The following is a 17,562-nucleotide window of genomic DNA, read 5'->3' as shown; positions in this document are numbered from 1 at the left end:
GAGGAGGGTCAAGAACATGGCACATAAGAAGGGTGCATCCAGCTCCCGTAACGGTCGCGATTCAAATGCTCAGCGACTCGGCGTGAAGCGTTTCGGCGGCCAGTCCGTCAGCGCCGGCGAGATCCTGGTGCGTCAGCGCGGAACCCACTTCCACCCCGGCGTCAACGTCGGTCGTGGCGGCGACGACACGCTCTTCGCTCTCTCCGCCGGTGCCGTCGAGTTCGGCACCAAGCGTGGACGCAAGACCGTGAACATCGTTCCGGCGGCGGCAGAGGTCTAGTCCTGCCGCGAGTATGCATCGTCCCGTGAGGGACGTTTCAAGCTCCCAATAGGGGCGGACCTGGGTCGAGATACCCGGTCCGCCCCTATTGTTTGTTTCAGAGTTGTTTGCTTCAGAGTGAGATCAACACAATTGACTGAGGAAGGATCCGGCAGTCATGTCCCGATTCATTGACCGCGTCGTGCTGCACGTCAGCGCCGGAAAAGGCGGCAATGGCTGCGCCTCCGTACACCGGGAGAAGTTCAAGCCACTCGGCGGCCCGGACGGCGGCAACGGCGGGCGTGGCGGTGACGTCGTGCTCGAGGTGGACGGCAACGTCCACACCCTCCTCGACTTCCATTTCCACCCCCACGCGAAGGCCACCAACGGCAAGCAGGGGATGGGAAGCAACCGCGACGGCGCCCAGGGCGACGACCTGATCCTGAAGGTCCCCGACGGCACCGTCGTCCTCGACAAGGACGGCCGGATCCTCGCCGACCTCATCGGTGTCGGCACCCGCTTCGAGGCTGCCCAGGGCGGCCGCGGTGGGCTCGGCAACGCAGCCCTCTCGTCGAAGGCGCGCAAGGCACCGGGCTTCGCCCTCCTCGGTGAGGAGGGAGTCGAGCGGGAACTGGTCCTCGAACTGAAGTCCGTGGCCGATGTCGGTCTCGTCGGATTCCCGTCGGCGGGCAAGTCCTCGCTCGTGTCCGTGCTGTCGGCGGCGAAGCCGAAGATCGCCGACTACCCGTTCACCACCCTCGTGCCGAACCTCGGCGTCGTGTCGAGCGGAGACACCACGTTCACCGTGGCCGACGTGCCCGGGCTGATCCCCGGTGCGAGCGACGGCCGCGGACTGGGACTGGACTTCCTGCGCCACCTCGAGCGGTGCGCCGTGCTGGCGCACGTCGTCGACTGCGCGACCCTGGACCCGGGCCGCGACCCGATCTCCGACATCGATGCCCTGGAGGCGGAACTCGCCGCGTACAAGGGTGCGCTGTCCGGGGACACCGGCCTCGGGGACCTCGCGGACCGTCCCCGCATCGTCATCCTCAACAAGGCGGACGTTCCGGAGGCGGCCGAGTTGGCCGAGATGGTGACCCCCGACCTCGAGGCCCGCGGATGGCCGATCTTCACGATCTCGGCGGTCAGCCGAGAGGGGTTGCGCCCGTTGACGTTCGCGCTGGCGAAGCTGGTTGCGGACTACCGTGAGGCACATCCGAAGGCCGAGCCGAAGCGTCAGGTGATCCGCCCGGTGATCGCCAACGAGAACAGCTTCAGCGTCGTCGCCGATCCCGAGATCCCCGGTGGGTTCATCGTCCGTGGCACGCGGCCGGAACGCTGGGTGCGGCAGACGCAGTTCGACAACGATGAGGCCGTGGGCTACCTCGCCGACCGCCTCGCGCGGCTCGGTGTGGAAACCGAACTCGTCAAGCAGGGTGCGGAGCCCGGCGCGTCCGTCACGATCGGCAACGTGAGCTTCGACTGGGAGCCCCAGACACCCGCCGGTGTCGATCTCACCCGCACCGGCCGCGGCACCGACCCGCGTCTGGATCAGGTGGAGCGCATCGGCGCGACCGAACGCAAGCACGCATCCAGGGTCCGTCGCGGTCTCGAAGGCCTCGACCCCGAAGACCAGTGAGCGCCACCCGGCGCACGGTCGCGTCGGCGGGCAGCATCGTCGTGAAGATCGGATCGTCGGCGCTGACCAGTCTGGTCGGCGGGCTCGACGTCGGTCGGCTCGACGCGCTGGCCGACGCGATCGAGGCACGGATGCGTGCCGGTTCCGACGTCGTGGTCGTGTCGTCCGGCGCGGTGGGCGCGGGTCTGGCCCCGTTGGGGCTGACCAGGCGGCCGCGGGACCTGGCGACGAAGCAGGCCGCGGCGAGCGTCGGCCAGCTGGCCCTGGCCCACGCCTGGGGCACCTCGTTCGCCCGGTACGGGCGCACGGTGGGGCAGGTGCTGCTCACCGCGGACGATATCGCCCGCCGCGCGCAGCACCGCAACGCGCAACGCACCCTCGACCGTCTGCGCGCCCTGCACGCGGTCGCGATCGTCAACGAGAACGACACCGTCGCCACCGCCGAGCTGCGATTCGGTGACAACGACCGGCTCGCCGCGCTCGTCGCGCACCTGGTCGGTGCGGACGCGCTGGTGCTGTTGTCCGATGTCGACGGGCTGTACGACGGCGACCCCCGTAAGGGCAACGCGACGCTGATCCCCGAGGTGAACAGCCCCGAGGATCTCGACGGGGTGGTCGCCGGCTCGGGCGGCGCTCTCGGCACCGGCGGGATGGCGTCCAAGCTGTCCGCGGCGCGCCTCGCGGCCGATGCCGGTGTGCCCGTGCTGCTCGCCGCCGCCTCGGACGCCGGCGCGGCGCTGCGGGACGCCAGTGTGGGGACGGCGTTCGCGGCCCGGCCGTCCCGGTTGTCCGCCCGCAAGTTCTGGGTGCGGCACGCCGCGGACGAACAGGGCATCCTGCATATCGACGAGGGCGCAGTCCGGGCCGTCGTCACCCGGCGGCGGTCGCTGCTGCCCGCGGGCATCACTGCGGTGTCGGGACGGTTCTACGGCGGCGACGTCGTGTCACTCCTCGGACCCGAGGAACGTCCCGTGGCCAGGGGAGTGGTGGCATACGACTCGGCGGAGATCAACGACATCCTCGGCAAGTCGACCCAGGAACTGCCTGCCGAGATGCAGCGGCCCGTCGTCCACGCCGACGACCTGGTGCCGCTCTAGAGGTCAGGCGGGCAGCGCGGACGACGCGTCGAGCAGCGCGGTGAGGGCTTCCGAGCAGCCCGCGTGCATGGTGAGGGTGGCGAACTCGTCGCCGCGCGTCGCCCCCCGGTTGACGATCGCGATGGGGATGCCGCGTTTGGCGGCGTGCCGGACGAACCGCAGTCCTGACATGACGGTGAGCGAAGAGCCGGCCACCAGCAGCGCCTCGGCCTCGTCGACCACGTCGTAGGCGGCCGCAACCCGCGGTTTCGGGACGGACTCGCCGAAGTACACGATGTCGGGTTTGAGCATGCCTCCGCACGCCTCGCAGTCGACCATCCGGAAATGCTCGGTGCTGGTGACGACCGCGTCGGCGTCCGGTGCGATCTCCACTCCCTGTGCGGCGGCGACGGTCTCGGCGAAACCCGGGTTCGCGCGCTCGAGTCGGTCGGCGAGCGTCGCCCGGGAGATCAGTGCGTTGCACGTCAGGCACCGGACCTGGGCGTACGTGCCGTGCAGGTCGATGACCCGGCGACTGCCGGCCTTGGTGTGCAGGAGGTCGACGTTCTGGGTGACGACCGCACACGCGACCCCGGCCCGTTCGAGCCCGGCGAGGGCGCGATGGCCGGTGTTGGGCCTGGCGGCGTCCATGTGCCGCCACCCGAGGTGGTTCCGCGCCCAGTAGTGGCGGCGGAAATCGGGGTCACCGGTGAACTGCTGATACGTCATGGGAGTGCGCGGGGGTGAATCCGGGCCGCGGTAATCGGGGATCCCGGAGTCCGTCGAGATGCCGGCGCCGGTGATCACACACAGGCGCCGGCCTCCGAGTACGTCGATCAGTGGGGCGAACACGCACTCCAGAATAGCGCCGGTTCAGTACCCGACGACCGGATCGATCAGAGCGGTGAGATTCTCACCTGCGACGAAGCGGGTGACGTTCAGCGCCACGTGCTCGGCGAACGCCGGGGGACGGACCGCAGGCGGGTTCGAATCGTGCGGAGTGATGATCACGTTCGGCAGATTCCACAGCGGGTGACCGTCGGGGAGCGGTTCGGGATCGGTGACGTCGAGCCCTGCCCCGCCGATCGTGTTGTCCCGCAGCGCTTTCACCAAGGCGTTGGTGTGGACGAGTGAGCCGCGCGCGACGTTGATCACCCACGCGGTCGGCTTCATCTGCGCGAACTCCGCCGCCCCGACCAGATGATGGGTGGCGTCGGTGGCGGGCGCCCCGATCACGAAGTGATCCGCGCGGGCCCACACCTCGCCCAGCCGGGTGGTGGGCAGCGTCTCGATCGCGCCCGGCACCGGGCTTCCGGAACGATTCACCGCGATCACGTCGGCGCCGACACCCGCGAGCATCGGGATCAGTGCCCGGCCGATACCGCCGGCGCCCACGATCGCGACCGTGCTGCCGCGCAGGGTGCCGACCTTCGAGAAGAACTCCTGCTGGCGCCAGGTCTTCGCCTCGAGGTGCTCGGGCAGTGCCCGCACGCCGGCCAGCAGCAGCGTCAGCGCGTGCTCGGCGACGGTCGCGGCGAACGCGCCCGCCGCCGACGTCCACAGCACGGTGGAGTCGGGTCTGATCACCTTCGCGGCGAACCACTCCTCGACACCCGCGGAGTTCAACTGCACCCAGCGGATGTTCTCGGGCAGCGGGTCCGGGAACCCGATCGGACCCGTCGTCCAGACCAGGGCGTCCGCGGACTCGAGGGGTGCCACACGGGCACCGCCCCGGCGCACCGCATCCTCGAGGAGCGGGTCCGGGGCGGGTCCGATGGCTATAGCTGGAACAGCAGCGTCGTCGGCCATGGGTCGAACTTACGCGGGAACCTCGATCAAGGGGTAGACACCATTCTCGTCGTGGACCTCACGACCGGTGACGGGCGGGTTGAACACGCACAGCATGCGCATTTCGGTCTCGGGTTCGACACGGTGACGCTCGTGACCGTTGAGCAGGTACATCGAACCGGGGCCGAGTTCGTAGACCTTGTCGTTGTCGAGGTCGATCAACTTGCCGGTTCCCTCGACGAGCCAGACGGCCTCGACATGGTTGGCGTAGTGGAACTCGTTGACCGAACCGGCTTTGATCGTGGTCTCGTGGAACGAGAAGCCCACTTTGTCGCCGCCGAGGATGATGCGCTTGCTGCGCCAGTTGCCGTCCTCGCTGGTGATGTCGCGCTCGGTGTCGGTGATTTCTGCGGTGGTGCGAACGATCATGTGTGTGTCAGTCCTCTCTCTAGCTGCAGACCTTGCCGGTGGCGTCGGCGAGAATGGCCAGGCCGTGGTCCAGTTCCTCGTCGGTGATGGTGAGCGCCGGCAGGAGCTTGACCACCTCGTCGGACGGTCCGGACGTCTCTGCGAGCAGTCCCTCGTCGAAGGCGAGCTTGCAGACCTTGCCCGCGTGCTCCGGCTCCTCGAAGACGAGGCCCTGGACGAGGCCGCGGCCGCGGGTGGAGACGGAACCCTCGAACTGGTTCGCCAGCTCGGTGAACGCCTGGTGGATCTTCTCGCCCTTGGCCAGTGTCGACTTGTGCAGGGTGTCGTCGGACCAGTAGTGGTCCAGGGCGACCTTCGACGTGACGAACGACGGGTTGTTGCCGCGGAACGTGCCGTTGTGCTCACCCGGGCCCCACACGTCCAGCTCACGCTTGAACAGGGTCAGCGCCATCGGGAGGCCGTACCCGCCGATGGACTTCGACAGGCAGACGATGTCCGGGGTGATGCCGGCGATCTCGAAGGAGAAGAACGGCCCGGTGCGTCCACAGCCCATCTGGACGTCGTCGACGATCAGCAGGATGTCGCGCTCGGCGCACAGGTCCGCAAGGGCGCGCAGCCACTCGGGGCGGGCGACGTTGACGCCGCCCTCACCCTGCACCGTCTCGACGATCACGGCGGCCGGACGGTTCAGGCCACTGCCCGAGTCGTCGAGCACCCGGGAGAACCAGTGGAAGTCCTCGGTGACGCCGTCGAAGTAGTTGTCGAACGGCATCGGGGTGGCGTGCACCAGCGGGATTCCGGCGCCGGCGCGTTTCATCGAGTTGCCGGTGACCGACAGGGCGCCGAGCGTCATGCCGTGGAAGGCGTTGGTGAAGTTGATGATCGACGAACGTCCCGTCACCTTGCGTGCCAGTTTCAGGGCGGCCTCGACCGTGTTGGTGCCGGTGGGTCCGGGGAACTGGACCTTGTAGTCGAGACCTCGCGGTTTCAAGATCTTGTCCTGGAAGGTCTCGAGCAGGTCGCGTTTGGCCACGGTCGACATGTCGAGACCGTGCGTGATGCCGTCGCCGACGATGTAGTCGACGAGCGCCGACTTCAGGACCGGGTTGTTGTGGCCGTAGTTCAGCGAACCGGCGCCGGCGAAGAAGTCGAGGTAGTCGCGGCCGTTCTCGTCGCGGATCCACGATCCGGACGCCGACTCGAAGACGGCGGGCCAGCCGCGGCTGTAGCTGCGAACCTCGGACTCGAGGCTCTCGAAGATGTTCGTATCGAAATTAGTCATGTTGCTGCATTCCTCCGGGGCATGCTCTTAGCCGATCGTGTACAGATCTTCGGCTTCGTGTCCATCGGGAAAATCGTTAGGGGAGAACAGTTCCTGCTTGTTGATCGCCGTATCTCGGCGACGCGCCAATGCTGTGAACAGCGCGATCGAAGCCTCGTTGTCGGGGCTGATCGTCGTTTCGAGATGGGTAATCCCTTCGGGTGCAAGTCGATCGAGCAGCGCGCTCAACATGCGACCTGCAATTCCCTTGCCGCGCTGGTCGGCGTCTACGGCAACCTGCCAGACGAACAGCGTTGCAGGGGATTCTGGGCGGATGAAGCCCGATACGAACCCTACGACGCGCTCGTCGACAACTGCGACGACCGACGATCGGCTGAAATCTCTACACCACAACAGGTATGCGTAGCTCGAATTGAGATCGAGCACTTCCGTGTTCCTGGCGATCTCCCAGAGCCGGACTCCGTCAGTGATCTCTGGACTTCTGAACAACACCGCGTCCGGCGCGGTGGTCGGGATGGCACTCTTCTGAACAGGCGTCATTGGAAATTCGAACCTAACAACCATCCCCTTCGATTTCACGTGCCTCGCGAAATTGGACAGTTCAGGCGGCAGAGCTTTGCAGGTGAGACGTGCAAAGTGATGCTCATCACATTATGTAACTTTTGGGTGAACCGCAAGCGACACACTTCGCCTATTTGAGACTCGCGAGCGCGAAGGGGAGAACCGACGCGGCACCCGCCGCGCGGACCGTCCGGGCAGCCATCGTGAGCGTCCAGCCGGTGTCGGTGAGGGTGTCGACGAGCAGCACCGGTCCGGTGCCCTCGGGAACACCCGGGGCTTCCCAGGCGTCGACGAGCCCGGCCACCCGGTAGGCGGAGTTGGCCGCGGACACCGGCGGATGCTCGGGGCGCAGTCGCAGAACCCCCAGGTCGGTGAGGCGTCCCACCGTGGCCAGCTGCCCCGCGATCGACGCCGACAGCAGCGGGTGGGTGGCCGATTCGACCGCCATCACCGCCGTGGGCCGCTCGGCCCAGTCCCAGGACGCCAGCACCTGGATGCAGGCCTTCAGGACGGCGTCGGGCGCCGGTCCGTCCGGTTCGTCGAGCAGGGAGCGCAGGCGCTGACCCCAGCCCAGATCGGACAGCCGGCCCAGTACGCGACCCGGCTCGGGGCCGTCGGAGATCTTCCCGGACAGCTTCACGCCGAGCTTCGCGAGGCCCGTGGGCCACTGTTTGCGGGGCGCCAGATCCACGCCTGGGCGCTCGAGGCGGGCTCTGGTCTGTTGCACCGCCTCGGCGTCGACAGTCGCGTCGTGGCGCTCTCCGGTGCAGTTGTCGCACCGCCCGCAGTCCGACGTGCCCGCCGCCAGCCCTGGGTCGTCGAGCTGCTCGCGCAGGAACGCCATCCGGCACGTGGTGATCCGCTGGTACTCGATCATCGCCTGCTGCTCGGATTCGCGGGCCCGCTCGAGGCGCTCGTACCGGTCGGCGTCGTACGTCCAGGGCTCGCCGGTGCCCACCCAGCCGCCCCGCACCCGGCGCACGGCGCCGTCCACGTCCAGGACCTTCAGCACCATCTCCAGCCGGGTGCGGCCGAGCTCCACGAGTGGCTCGAGCGCCTGCGTGGACTGCGGCCGGTCGGTGTCGAGGACCTCGATGACCCGGCGCACCACGTGCTCGCGGGGGAACGCGACGGACGCGAAATAGCTCCAGATCTGCTTGTCCTCGGATCCGGGCAACAGGATCACCTCGGCGCGGTCGGTGGACCGGCCTGCACGCCCGACCTGCTGGTAGTAGGAGATCGGCGACGACGGCGCACCGAGGTGCACGACGAACCCCAGGTCGGGTTTGTCGAACCCCATCCCGAGCGCGGACGTGGCCACCAGCGCCTTGACGCGGTTGCCGAGCAGGTCCTGCTCGAGGGTCTCGCGCTCGCCGGCGTCGGTCTGCCCGGTGTATGCGGCGACCGTGTGCCCCTGCTCGGACAGCAGGCTCGCCAGATCCCGGGCCGCCGACACGGTGAGCGCGTAGATGATGCCCGAGCCGGGCAGGCTGTCGAGCTTCTGGGCGAGCCATGCGGCCCGGGCGGTGGCCTCCGGAATCTGCACGACCGACAGGTGCAGCGACTCGCGTTCGAGTCCGCCGCGCAGCACGAGGGTTTCCGCGCCGCCCACCCCGAGCTGCGTGGAGACGTCGGAGACGACGCGATCGTTCGCCGTGGCCGTGGTGGCCAGCACGGGGATGCCCTCGCCCAGCTCGGCGATCAGCGTGCGGATCCGCCGGTAGTCGGGGCGGAAGTCGTGACCCCAGTCGGACACGCAGTGCGCCTCGTCGACCACGACGAGGCCGGCGTCGGCGGCGAGGGAGGGCAGGACCTGGTCGCGGAAGTCGGGGTTGTTGAGACGCTCGGGGCTGACCAGCAGCACGTCGAGTTCGTTGTCCGTGACCCGTGCGTGGATGTCGTCCCACTCGGTCACGTTCCCGGAGTTGATGGTGGCGGCGCGCACACCGGCGCGCTCGGCGGAGGCCACCTGGTTCCGCATCAGCGCCAGGAGCGGCGACACGATGACCGTGGGACCGTGCCCGTGTGCCCGCAGCAGCTTCGCCGCGATGAAGTAGACCGCCGACTTGCCCCAGCCCGTCCGCTGGACGACGAGCGCCCGCCTGCGGCCCACGACGAGTGCCTCGATCGCCGTCCACTGGTCGTCGCGGAGGGTGGCGTGCTCGCCTGCCAGCTCGCGGAGCAGCCGTTCGGCCTCGTCACGGAGTGCGGGTTCGGTGGCGGTCGTCATGCCCCCATGGTGCACGACCGGGGTGACACGAAGGATCCAGGCGAGCGCCTGGGTGCTCAGCCGGGAAGTGCCGCCTCGATCTCGGCGAGGGTGGGCGAGGACGTGGAGGCGCCGCGGCGGGTGGTCGCGAGTGCGCCCGCCGTGCACGCGAACGGGACGGCGGCAACGGGGCCGCCGCGCCACGACACGCTGAGGGCGCCCGCGAAGGCGTCGCCCGCGCCGGTCGTGTCGACCACCTCGACCGCCGGGGAGTCTGCGTGGAGCGCGGTGCCGTCGCGGCTCGCGTAGTCTGCGCCCGACGACCCCAGTGTGGTGACGACGTGGGAGACGGCGCCGGTGACCTCGGCGCCGAGTTGCGCGGCCTCGGTCTCGTTCACCAGCAGCACGTCGATCAGCTCTACGAGCTCGGGCGGAAGTGGCTGCACCGGTGACGGATTCACCATCACGACGGTGCCGTGGGCCGCGGCGTGTGCCGCCGCGGCCACCACGGTGCCCAGAGGTATCTCGAGTTGGCAGAGCAGGACGTCGGCGTCCGCGACCGCCGCGAGTTCGGCGGGTGTCAGATCCACCACGGTGCTGTTGGCGCCCGGGACCACGACGATGCTGTTCTCGCCCGCGGCGTCGACGGTGATCGCCGCGATCCCGCTCGGCCCGTCGACCTCCCGCAGGTACCGGGTGTCGACCTCGGCGTCGACGAGGGCCTGCCGCAGGTCGAGGGCGAACACGTCGGAGCCGACCGCCCCGATGAACGTCACGGCCCCGCCCGCCCGCGCCGCGGCGATCGCCTGGTTGGCGCCCTTGCCGCCGGGAGTGGCGGCGAAGGCGTTGCCCAGGATCGTCTCTCCGGGGCCCGGCAACCGCTCGGTCGCCGTCAGTAGATCCATGTTGACGCTGCCGACCACGGCGACCCTGGGAGCGGACATATCCCGAGACTAGCCCGCGTCGGCGGCCGCCGTCTCCTGCGCGGACGCGGCGGATGCCTCGCCCTTGCGGCGGAGGCGCTTCAGGATGCGCCGGGCCTCGGCGTCCGTGGACACGGCGGGCGGGGAACCCTCGAGGGGCTTGCGGGCGGTCTCCGAGATGAGCAGCACCGCGATCCCGCCGACGACCGCCGCACCCATCATGTACATCGGCGCGACGAGATCGCTGCCCGTCGCATCCTGCAGCGCCGTGAGCACCAGGGGAGTGGTGCCACCGAAGATCGACACCGCGAGGTTGTATCCGATCGCCAGGCCGCCGTAGCGGATCCCGGTCGGGAACAGCGCGGGAAGGACCGACGGGAACACGCCGACGAACAGCAGCAGCAGGCCGCCGAGCATCGCCAGGCCGAGGAAGACGGTGACGTAGTGGCCGACCCCGATCAGCAGGTACGCCGGAAGCGACAACGCGAAGAACCCGACGAAACCGGCCAGCAGCAACGGTTTACGACCGACCCGGTCGGACAGTTTTCCGACGAAGCTGATCGCCACCATCATGATGAGCATCACGATGATCATGAGGACGAGACCGTGCGATTCGTCGTAGCCGAGCGTGTTCGACAGGTACGTCGGCATGTAGCTGAGCAGACCGTAGTGGGCGATGTTGTAGGTGGCGACCAGGATCACGCACAGCACCAGCGGACGCCAGTTCTCCACCAGCGTCTCGCGCAGCTTGCGTCCGGTGGATTCGTCTGCGAGCGAACGCTCTTCGGCCTGCTCCATCTGCTGGAACGCGGGCGTCTCCTCGAGTCGCAACCGCAGGTACAGGCCGATCAGCCCCAGCGGACCGGCGAGCAGGAACGGAATCCGCCACGCCCAGTCGACCAGGGCGTCGGCGCTCACCACGGTGCTGATGATGGTGACCAGTCCCGCGGCCGCCACATACCCGGCGAGGGTGCCGAATTCCAGGAAGCTCGCGAAGAACCCGCGGCGCTTGTCCGGTGCGTACTCGGCGACGAACGTGCTCGCGCCGCCGTACTCGCCGCCCGTGGAGAATCCCTGCACGAGCCGGAACAGCACCAGCAGGATCGGTGCCGCGAGCCCGATGGATCCGTAACTCGGGATCAGGCCGATGGCGAACGTGCTGCCCGCCATCAGGATGATCGTGGTGGCGAGCACCTTCTTGCGGCCGATCCGGTCGCCGAGCGGACCGAAGAACAGTCCACCGAGGGGGCGGACGACGAAGGCCGCGGCGAAGATCGCGAACGTCGACAGCAGCTGTGCGGTGCCGCTGGCCTCGGGAAAGAAGACCTTGCCGATCGTGGTCGCCAGGTAGGCGTACACGCCGAAGTCGAACCACTCCATGGCGTTACCGAGCATGGTGGCCTTGACGGCGCGTTTGACGGAGGCTTCGTCGGTGACCGTGACATCAGGCGATTCGGCCACCTCGGCCGACGTGATCGAGTGATCTGGTGCATTCATGTCTTGCGCTCCCCAGCGCAGTTATCACCCGCACGGGGCACGTACCTGATGCACGCATCTTTTCGTCGCCCGCACGGCGATTGCTGGTCGGGTTCGGCAACCCACGGCCCTTCGGCGCGATGCGGCCCCCGCCGATCGGCTCTGGCTCGTCGGTCGGTCCCGCTCCACCGTCCGGGGTGCGGGACTACCAGCTGTAAGAGCGATTACCGTAGCAAAGGATGTGGGGACTTGTCGGCCCGAGACTCAGAACGCGCGGGCGTATTGCGCCGGAATCTGCGGTGTCACCTGGGCATTCAATGTGCGTGCCGCTTTCCGCGGCCAGTACGGGTCGCGCAGCAGTTCACGTCCGAGGAACACGGCGACGGCCTCTCCCGACTCCACGATCTGCTCGGCCTGCTCCGGTTCGGTGATGAGCCCCACCGCGGCGGCGGGGAGCAGGGTCTCGTTCTGGATGCGGCGGGCGAACGGGACCTGGTAGCCGGGGCCGACCGGGATCCGCGCGGACGCGACGCCGCCGCTGGAGACGTCGACGAGGTCGACGCCCAGATCGGCGAGCGTCTGCACGAGGGCGACGGTCTGGTCCGGCGTCCAGCTGTCCGCGTCGAGCCCGGGCTCCTCGGACAGCCAGTCGGTGGCCGACACCCGGACGAAGACCGGCAGTTCGGCCGGCCACACGCCGCGCACCGCCTCGACGACCTCCAGCAGGAGACGGATGCGGCCCGCGAAGCTGCCGCCGTACTCGTCGGTGCGGTGATTACTGACCGGCGAGAGGAACTGGTGCAGTAGATAGCCGTGTGCCGCATGAATTTCCACCACCTTGAATCCTGCGCGCGACGCCCGCTCGGCGGCGGCGGCGAAATCCGCGACCACCTTCCGGATGTCCTCCGCCGTCGCCGCCGCGGGCAGGGTGTGGTCGCCGAAACCGATCGCGCTCGGCGCCACCGTCCGCCACGCCAACCGATCGGCGTCGTCGAGGCTGCCCCCGCCGCGCCACGGGACGTGCGCGGACCCCTTGCGCCCGGCGTGCCCGAGCTGGATGCCGGGTACCGCGCCGAAGTCCTCGAGCTGCGCGTTGATCTGCGCGAAGGCCTCGGTCTGGGTGTCGTTCCAGAGGCCGAGATCGGCCGGGCTGATGCGGCCCTCCGGGCTGACGGCCGTCGCCTCGGTGAGGATCAGGCCCGCACCGCCGATGGCCCGCGTCACGAGGTGTGTCCGGTGCCAGTCGTTCGGCACCCCCACGTCGCTGCCGGTCACGTCGGCCGAGTACTGGCACATCGGCGCCATCCACACTCGATTGGGGACGGTGACTCCGCGGAAGGTGATGGGTTCGAACAACACGCTCACTGCAGCACTCCTGCCTCTGATGGTCTCGACCAGTCGCAACCCGTCCGGGGGATGAAATCATTCCCGCCCTTCCCGCTCCGCGCGGTGGCAGGGTCCTTCCCGCTCCGCGGGGTATCCGGCCCTGTATATAGGCTGTGTTCATGACTGCAGTGACTTCCACCTCGTCGGCCGGTGCCACGGTGGATACCCGTGAAGCCGTCCACGCAGCGGCCCGTCGCGCCCGCACCGCGTCGCGGGTCCTCGCGCTGCTCACCACCGCGCAGAAGGATGCGGCGCTCCACGCGGCGGCCGACGCCGTGCTCGCCGCGTCCACCGACATCCTCGCCGCCAACGCCGCCGACATCGAGGCGGCCAGGGCGTCGGGCACCGAGGACTCCCTGCTCGACCGGCTGCGGCTGACCGCGGAACGGATCGAGGGCATCGCGTCCGGCCTGCGTCAGGTGGCCGGCCTGCCCGACCCGGTCGGTGAGGTGGTGCGCGGCTCCACGCTCCCGAACGGTCTCGAACTGCGTCAGCTGCGGGTTCCGCTCGGCGTGGTGGGCATGGTGTACGAGGCCAGGCCCAACGTCACCGTCGACGCGTTCGGGCTGGCCCTGAAGTCGGGCAACGCGGCCCTGCTGCGCGGCTCCTCGTCCGCGGCGAAGTCGAATGCGGCGCTGGTCGTGGCACTGCGGGCGGCACTGGCCGCGCAGCAGTTGCCGGAAGACGCGGTGCAGTTACTGCCGAGCGAGGACCGCTCCAGCGTGACGCACCTGATCCAGGCCCGCGGGCTGGTGGACGTCGTGATTCCCCGCGGCGGGGCCGGCCTGATCAGCGCCGTGGTGCGCGACGCGACCGTTCCGACGATCGAGACGGGCGTCGGCAACTGCCACGTCTACGTCCACGCGGCCGCCGACTTGGAGATGGCCGAACGGATCCTGCTCAATTCCAAGACGCGGCGGCCGAGTGTCTGCAACACCGCGGAGACCGTGCTGGTCGATGCCGCGATCGCCGAGACGGCGGTGCCGAAGCTGCTGCAGGCCCTGCAGATGCACAGTGTGACCGTGCACGGGGACCTGCCCGGGCTGGTGCCCGCGACGGAGTCGGACTGGTCCGAGGAGTACCTCACGCTCGACGTGGCGCTCAAGGTCGTCGACGACCTGAACGCCGCGGTCGAGCACATCGACCGCTACGGCACCGGCCACACCGAGGCCATCGTGACGTCCGACCTCGCGGCCGCCCGCGAGTTCACCGCCCGGGTCGACGCCGCCGCCGTCATGGTCAACGCCTCCACCGCCTTCACCGACGGTGAGCAGTTCGGATTCGGCGCCGAGATCGGGATCTCCACGCAGAAACTGCACGCCCGCGGCCCGATGGGGCTGCCCGAACTGACCTCCACCAAGTGGATCGTGTGGGGAGACGGGCACACGCGCCCGGTCTAAGACCCCCGCCGGACTCCCTTCCTCAAGCCCCTCTGAAAGGAGCGAGCGTGGACCGCGCACTGCCCACCACGAAGCCGTTCTTCGCCAGCGTCGACGACGTCATCGCTCGGCTCGCCGAAACCGGTTACCTGTCCGACAAGGGCACCGCGACCGCGGTGTTCCTCGCCGACCGGCTCGGAAAGCCCCTGCTCATCGAGGGTCCCGCCGGAGTCGGCAAGACCGAACTCGCCCGCGCCGTCGCCGAGACCACCGGCGCCGAACTGGTGCGGTTGCAGTGCTACGAGGGCGTCGACGAGGCCCGCGCCCTGTACGAGTGGAATCACGCGAAGCAGATCCTGCGCATCCAGGCGGGCAGCGACCACAGCTGGGACGCCACCAAGGCGGACGTCTTCTCCGAGGAGTTCCTGCTGTCGCGGCCGCTGCTGACCGCCATCCGGCGCGAAGACCCGACGGTGCTGCTGATCGACGAGACCGACAAGGCCGACGTCGAGATCGAGGGCCTGCTCCTCGAGGTACTCAGCGATTTCGCGGTCACCGTCCCCGAACTGGGCACCATCACCGCCACGCGCAAGCCGTTCGTCGTCCTCACCTCGAACGCCACCCGCGAACTGTCGGAGGCGCTCAAGCGCCGCTGCCTGTTCCTGCATCTCGACTTCCCCGACGCCGAACTCGAGCGGAGGATCCTCGCGAGCCGGGTGCCGGAACTGCCCGAGGCGGTGGCCGAGCAGCTGGTCAAGACGATCCGTGTGCTGCGCGGCATGCAGCTGAAGAAGCTGCCGTCGGTGGCCGAGACCATCGACTGGGGTCGCACGCTGCTGGCGCTCGGGCTCGACACCCTCGACGACGACGCCGTGCGCGCGACGCTGGGTGTCGTTCTCAAACACCAATCCGACCAGCTGCGGGCCGCTGCCGAGCTGCGACTGAACTGAAGGACTTCCCATGGCTGCTGGTGGTCCCCTCGCGTCCCGGTCGAAGCCGGGCGGTCCCGCGGCGCCACACGGGCTGCCGGGGCATCTCGTCGACTTCGTCGAAGCGCTACGGCGGCGCGGGATCACGGTCGGACCGTCCGAGACGGTCGACGCCGGACAGGTGATGTCGGTCCTCGACCTGCTGGACCGCGAATCCCTGCGGGAGGGCCTGGCGTGCGCGTTGCTGCGGCGGCCCACCCACCGGCCCACCTTCGACGCGTTGTTCGAACTCTGGTTCCCGGCGGCGGTCGGGAACCGGGCGGCCGGGGCGATCGACACGAGCCTGCCGCGGAACGCGAAGGGTGACATCGACTACGAGGCGCTGCGCGAGCTGATCGTCGACCTGCTCACCGACGGGTCGCCGGAGGCGATCGAGCTCACCGAGTTGCTGACCGCGCAGATGGTCGAGGAACTGGGGCAGTACCAGTCGGCGAACGGCCCGTCGTTCTCCGCCTACCAGGCGCTGCGGGACGTCGCACCGGAAACTCTGCTGAAGAAGATCCTCGACGGACTCCTCGGCAATCAGCAGGACACCGGGGCCCGGACGACGGAGAGCTACGAATCCGAGGTGGCCAAGCGCACCGCCGCCCAGCGGATTGCCGACTTCCGCAAGATGATCGAGAAGGAGACACGGCGCCGGTCGGCCGAGAACCTCGGCAAGGAGCGGGTGGCGTCGTACGGCGTCCCCCGGCTGGCCGAGGAAGTCGACTTCCTGCGCGCCTCGGACGCCGAGCTGACCGCGCTGAAACGCAACGTCACCCCGCTGGCGAGGCTGCTCGCCAGCCGCCTGGCCGTGCGACGCAGCCGGGCGAGTGCCGGTTCGATCGACCTGCGCCGGACCCTGCGCAAGTCGATGTCCACCGGCGGCGTGCCCATCGACCTCGTCCAGCGCAAACCCCGGCGGGCGCGCCCCGAACTCGTCGTGATGTGCGACGTGTCGGGTTCGGTCGCGGGATTCAGCCACTTCACGCTGCTGCTCGTCCACGCGCTGCGCGAACAGTTCTCCCGGGTGCGGGTGTTCGCGTTCATCGACACCACCGACGAGGTCACCCGCTTCTTCGACGCGGGAGCCGACCTCGGCAGCGCCATGTCGCGGATGATCCGGGAAGCCGACCTGGTCGGCTACGACGGGCACTCCGACTACGGCAACGCGTTCGGGGTGTTCGCCGAGCGGTTCACCCAGAGCATCACGTCCCGCACATCCCTGCTGGTGCTCGGCGACGGTCGCAACAACTACCGCGACCCGAACCTGGAGGCACTGGCCCGACTCGTGTCGGTGGCGAAGCACGCGCACTGGCTCAACCCCGAGCCCCGCGGCCAGTGGGGATCGGGCGACTCGGCGGCCAAGGTGTACAACGAGGTCATCAGCATGCACGAATGCCGATCCGCTCAGCAGCTGGCGTCGGTGGTCGCCGGATTGCTGCCGGTGTGAACACGTAAGCTCGACACTCGTGGAACAGGGAGCAACGGGCGCGCGTCGGCGCCGCCTGGGAGTCATGGGCGGCACCTTCGACCCCATTCATCACGGTCACCTGGTGGCCGCCAGCGAGGTGGCCGACCGATTCAGCCTCGACGAGGTGGTCTTCGTGCCCACCGGCAGGCCGTGGCAGAAGCAGGGCAAGGGCGTCAGCCCGGCCGAGGACCGGTACCTGATGACGGTCATCGCCACCGCGTCGAACCCGCGGTTCTCGGTCAGCCGGGTGGACGTCGACCGCGAGAAGGTCACCTACACCGTCGACACCCTGCGGGATCTGCGCAGCTACCACCCGAACGCCGAGCTGTACTTCATTACCGGTGCGGACGCCCTGGCGAGTATCCTGTCCTGGCAGGACTGGGAGGAACTGTTCTCGCTGGCGAAGTTTGTCGGGGTGTCGCGTCCGGGATTCGATCTCAACACCGAACATCTGGCCGGGCACCTGGATGCGTTGCCGGAGGACGCGGTCACGCTGATCGAGATCCCGGCTCTGGCGATCTCCTCGACGGAATGTCGGCGGCGCGCCAGTCGCCATCGTCCTGTGTGGTACCTCGTGCCGGACGGTGTGGTCCAGTACATCTCCAAACGGAACCTGTACCGGCCACCGGACTCCGAGCGCCTCGACGGCGCGACGACGATGTCCGAACCGGCCCCGGACAAGACCAAGAGTTAGACAGCACTTTCCGAACGAA

The 17,562-nt window shown here is 68.8% G+C and carries 16 protein-coding genes; 7 read left to right on the top strand and 9 right to left on the bottom strand.

The features are described 5' to 3' along the window. The first annotated feature begins 16 nt into the window (after positions 1–16). The 3 genes from rpmA to proB all read left to right on the top strand — a co-directional run bounded on the left by rpmA (position 17) and on the right by proB (position 2,995). Positions 17–280, top strand: a complete 264-nt coding sequence (gene rpmA, locus MLGJGCBP_RS38765) for a 50S ribosomal protein L27 (protein WP_012688267.1) — start codon at positions 17–19, stop codon at positions 278–280. A gap of 157 nt (positions 281–437) precedes the next feature. Continuing rightward, on the top strand, positions 438–1,898 hold the full coding sequence (obgE, locus tag MLGJGCBP_RS38760; protein ID WP_087559508.1) for a GTPase ObgE: 1,461 nt from the start codon (positions 438–440) through the stop codon (positions 1,896–1,898). Continuing rightward, positions 1,895–2,995: a glutamate 5-kinase gene (gene proB / locus MLGJGCBP_RS38755; protein ID WP_087559509.1), complete on the top strand. Its 1,101-nt coding sequence runs from the start codon at positions 1,895–1,897 to the stop codon at positions 2,993–2,995. The genes obgE and proB overlap by 4 nt, the downstream gene beginning before the upstream one ends. Before the next feature lie 3 nt (positions 2,996–2,998). Here proB and MLGJGCBP_RS38750 read toward each other — a convergent pair whose 3' ends face one another. From MLGJGCBP_RS38750 to MLGJGCBP_RS38710, 9 genes are all read right to left on the bottom strand, one after another. Further along, complete coding sequence (locus MLGJGCBP_RS38750; protein ID WP_160102523.1) at positions 2,999–3,826, bottom strand: NAD-dependent protein deacetylase; 828 nt, start codon at positions 3,824–3,826, stop codon at positions 2,999–3,001. Positions 3,827–3,847: 21 nt separating this feature from the next. Beyond that, entirely contained in the window at positions 3,848–4,783 is a 936-nt protein-coding gene (locus MLGJGCBP_RS38745; protein ID WP_087559511.1) for a D-isomer specific 2-hydroxyacid dehydrogenase family protein, read from the bottom strand. A gap of 9 nt (positions 4,784–4,792) precedes the next feature. After that, entirely contained in the window at positions 4,793–5,191 is a 399-nt protein-coding gene (locus tag MLGJGCBP_RS38740) for an ectoine synthase (protein WP_012688262.1), read from the bottom strand. A 19-nt stretch (positions 5,192–5,210) separates the two neighbouring features. After that, positions 5,211–6,473, bottom strand: coding sequence for a diaminobutyrate--2-oxoglutarate transaminase (gene ectB / locus MLGJGCBP_RS38735; RefSeq protein ID WP_160102521.1), 1,263 nt, complete (start codon positions 6,471–6,473; stop codon positions 5,211–5,213). Between the two features lie 27 nt (positions 6,474–6,500). Further along, positions 6,501–7,013: a diaminobutyrate acetyltransferase gene (gene ectA / locus MLGJGCBP_RS38730; protein ID WP_009474013.1), complete on the bottom strand. Its 513-nt coding sequence runs from the start codon at positions 7,011–7,013 to the stop codon at positions 6,501–6,503. 151 nt (positions 7,014–7,164) lie between these two features. Further along, positions 7,165–9,264, bottom strand: a complete 2,100-nt coding sequence (locus MLGJGCBP_RS38725) for a RecQ family ATP-dependent DNA helicase (protein WP_160102519.1) — start codon at positions 9,262–9,264, stop codon at positions 7,165–7,167. A gap of 56 nt (positions 9,265–9,320) precedes the next feature. Next, a complete protein-coding gene (locus MLGJGCBP_RS38720) occupies positions 9,321–10,187 on the bottom strand; it encodes a ribokinase (protein ID WP_160102517.1) in 867 nt (288 codons plus the stop codon). 9 nt (positions 10,188–10,196) lie between these two features. Then, positions 10,197–11,663 carry an MFS transporter gene (locus tag MLGJGCBP_RS38715; RefSeq protein WP_087559516.1) on the bottom strand — a complete coding sequence of 489 codons (1,467 nt, stop codon included), beginning with the start codon at positions 11,661–11,663 and terminating at the stop codon, positions 10,197–10,199. A 243-nt stretch (positions 11,664–11,906) separates the two neighbouring features. Further along, positions 11,907–13,007 carry an NADH:flavin oxidoreductase/NADH oxidase gene (locus MLGJGCBP_RS38710; RefSeq protein ID WP_087559517.1) on the bottom strand — a complete coding sequence of 367 codons (1,101 nt, stop codon included), beginning with the start codon at positions 13,005–13,007 and terminating at the stop codon, positions 11,907–11,909. A gap of 140 nt (positions 13,008–13,147) precedes the next feature. Between MLGJGCBP_RS38710 and MLGJGCBP_RS38705 the strand changes: the two genes are divergently transcribed. The 4 genes from MLGJGCBP_RS38705 to nadD are packed head-to-tail and all read left to right on the top strand — an operon-like array spanning position 13,148 to position 17,543. Then, positions 13,148–14,428 (top strand): glutamate-5-semialdehyde dehydrogenase, encoded by a 1,281-nt coding sequence (locus MLGJGCBP_RS38705; protein ID WP_160102515.1) that lies wholly within the window; start codon positions 13,148–13,150, stop codon positions 14,426–14,428. Between the two features lie 47 nt (positions 14,429–14,475). Continuing rightward, positions 14,476–15,357: an AAA family ATPase gene (locus MLGJGCBP_RS38700; protein WP_072946578.1), complete on the top strand. Its 882-nt coding sequence runs from the start codon at positions 14,476–14,478 to the stop codon at positions 15,355–15,357. 10 nt (positions 15,358–15,367) lie between these two features. Then, a complete protein-coding gene (locus MLGJGCBP_RS38695) occupies positions 15,368–16,828 on the top strand; it encodes a vWA domain-containing protein (protein WP_124391219.1) in 1,461 nt (486 codons plus the stop codon). Between the two features lie 19 nt (positions 16,829–16,847). Next, positions 16,848–17,543 carry a nicotinate-nucleotide adenylyltransferase gene (nadD, locus tag MLGJGCBP_RS38690; protein WP_124391220.1) on the top strand — a complete coding sequence of 232 codons (696 nt, stop codon included), beginning with the start codon at positions 16,848–16,850 and terminating at the stop codon, positions 17,541–17,543. Positions 17,544–17,562 lie beyond the last annotated feature (19 nt).

This window comes from Rhodococcus sp. T7 (genome assembly GCF_009872365.1).
In the GTDB taxonomy this organism is placed as follows: Bacteria; Actinomycetota; Actinomycetes; order Mycobacteriales; family Mycobacteriaceae; genus Rhodococcus_F.
The sequence above is the reverse complement of the archived record's forward strand: the minus strand, read 5'-3'. Positions and strand labels throughout refer to the sequence as shown.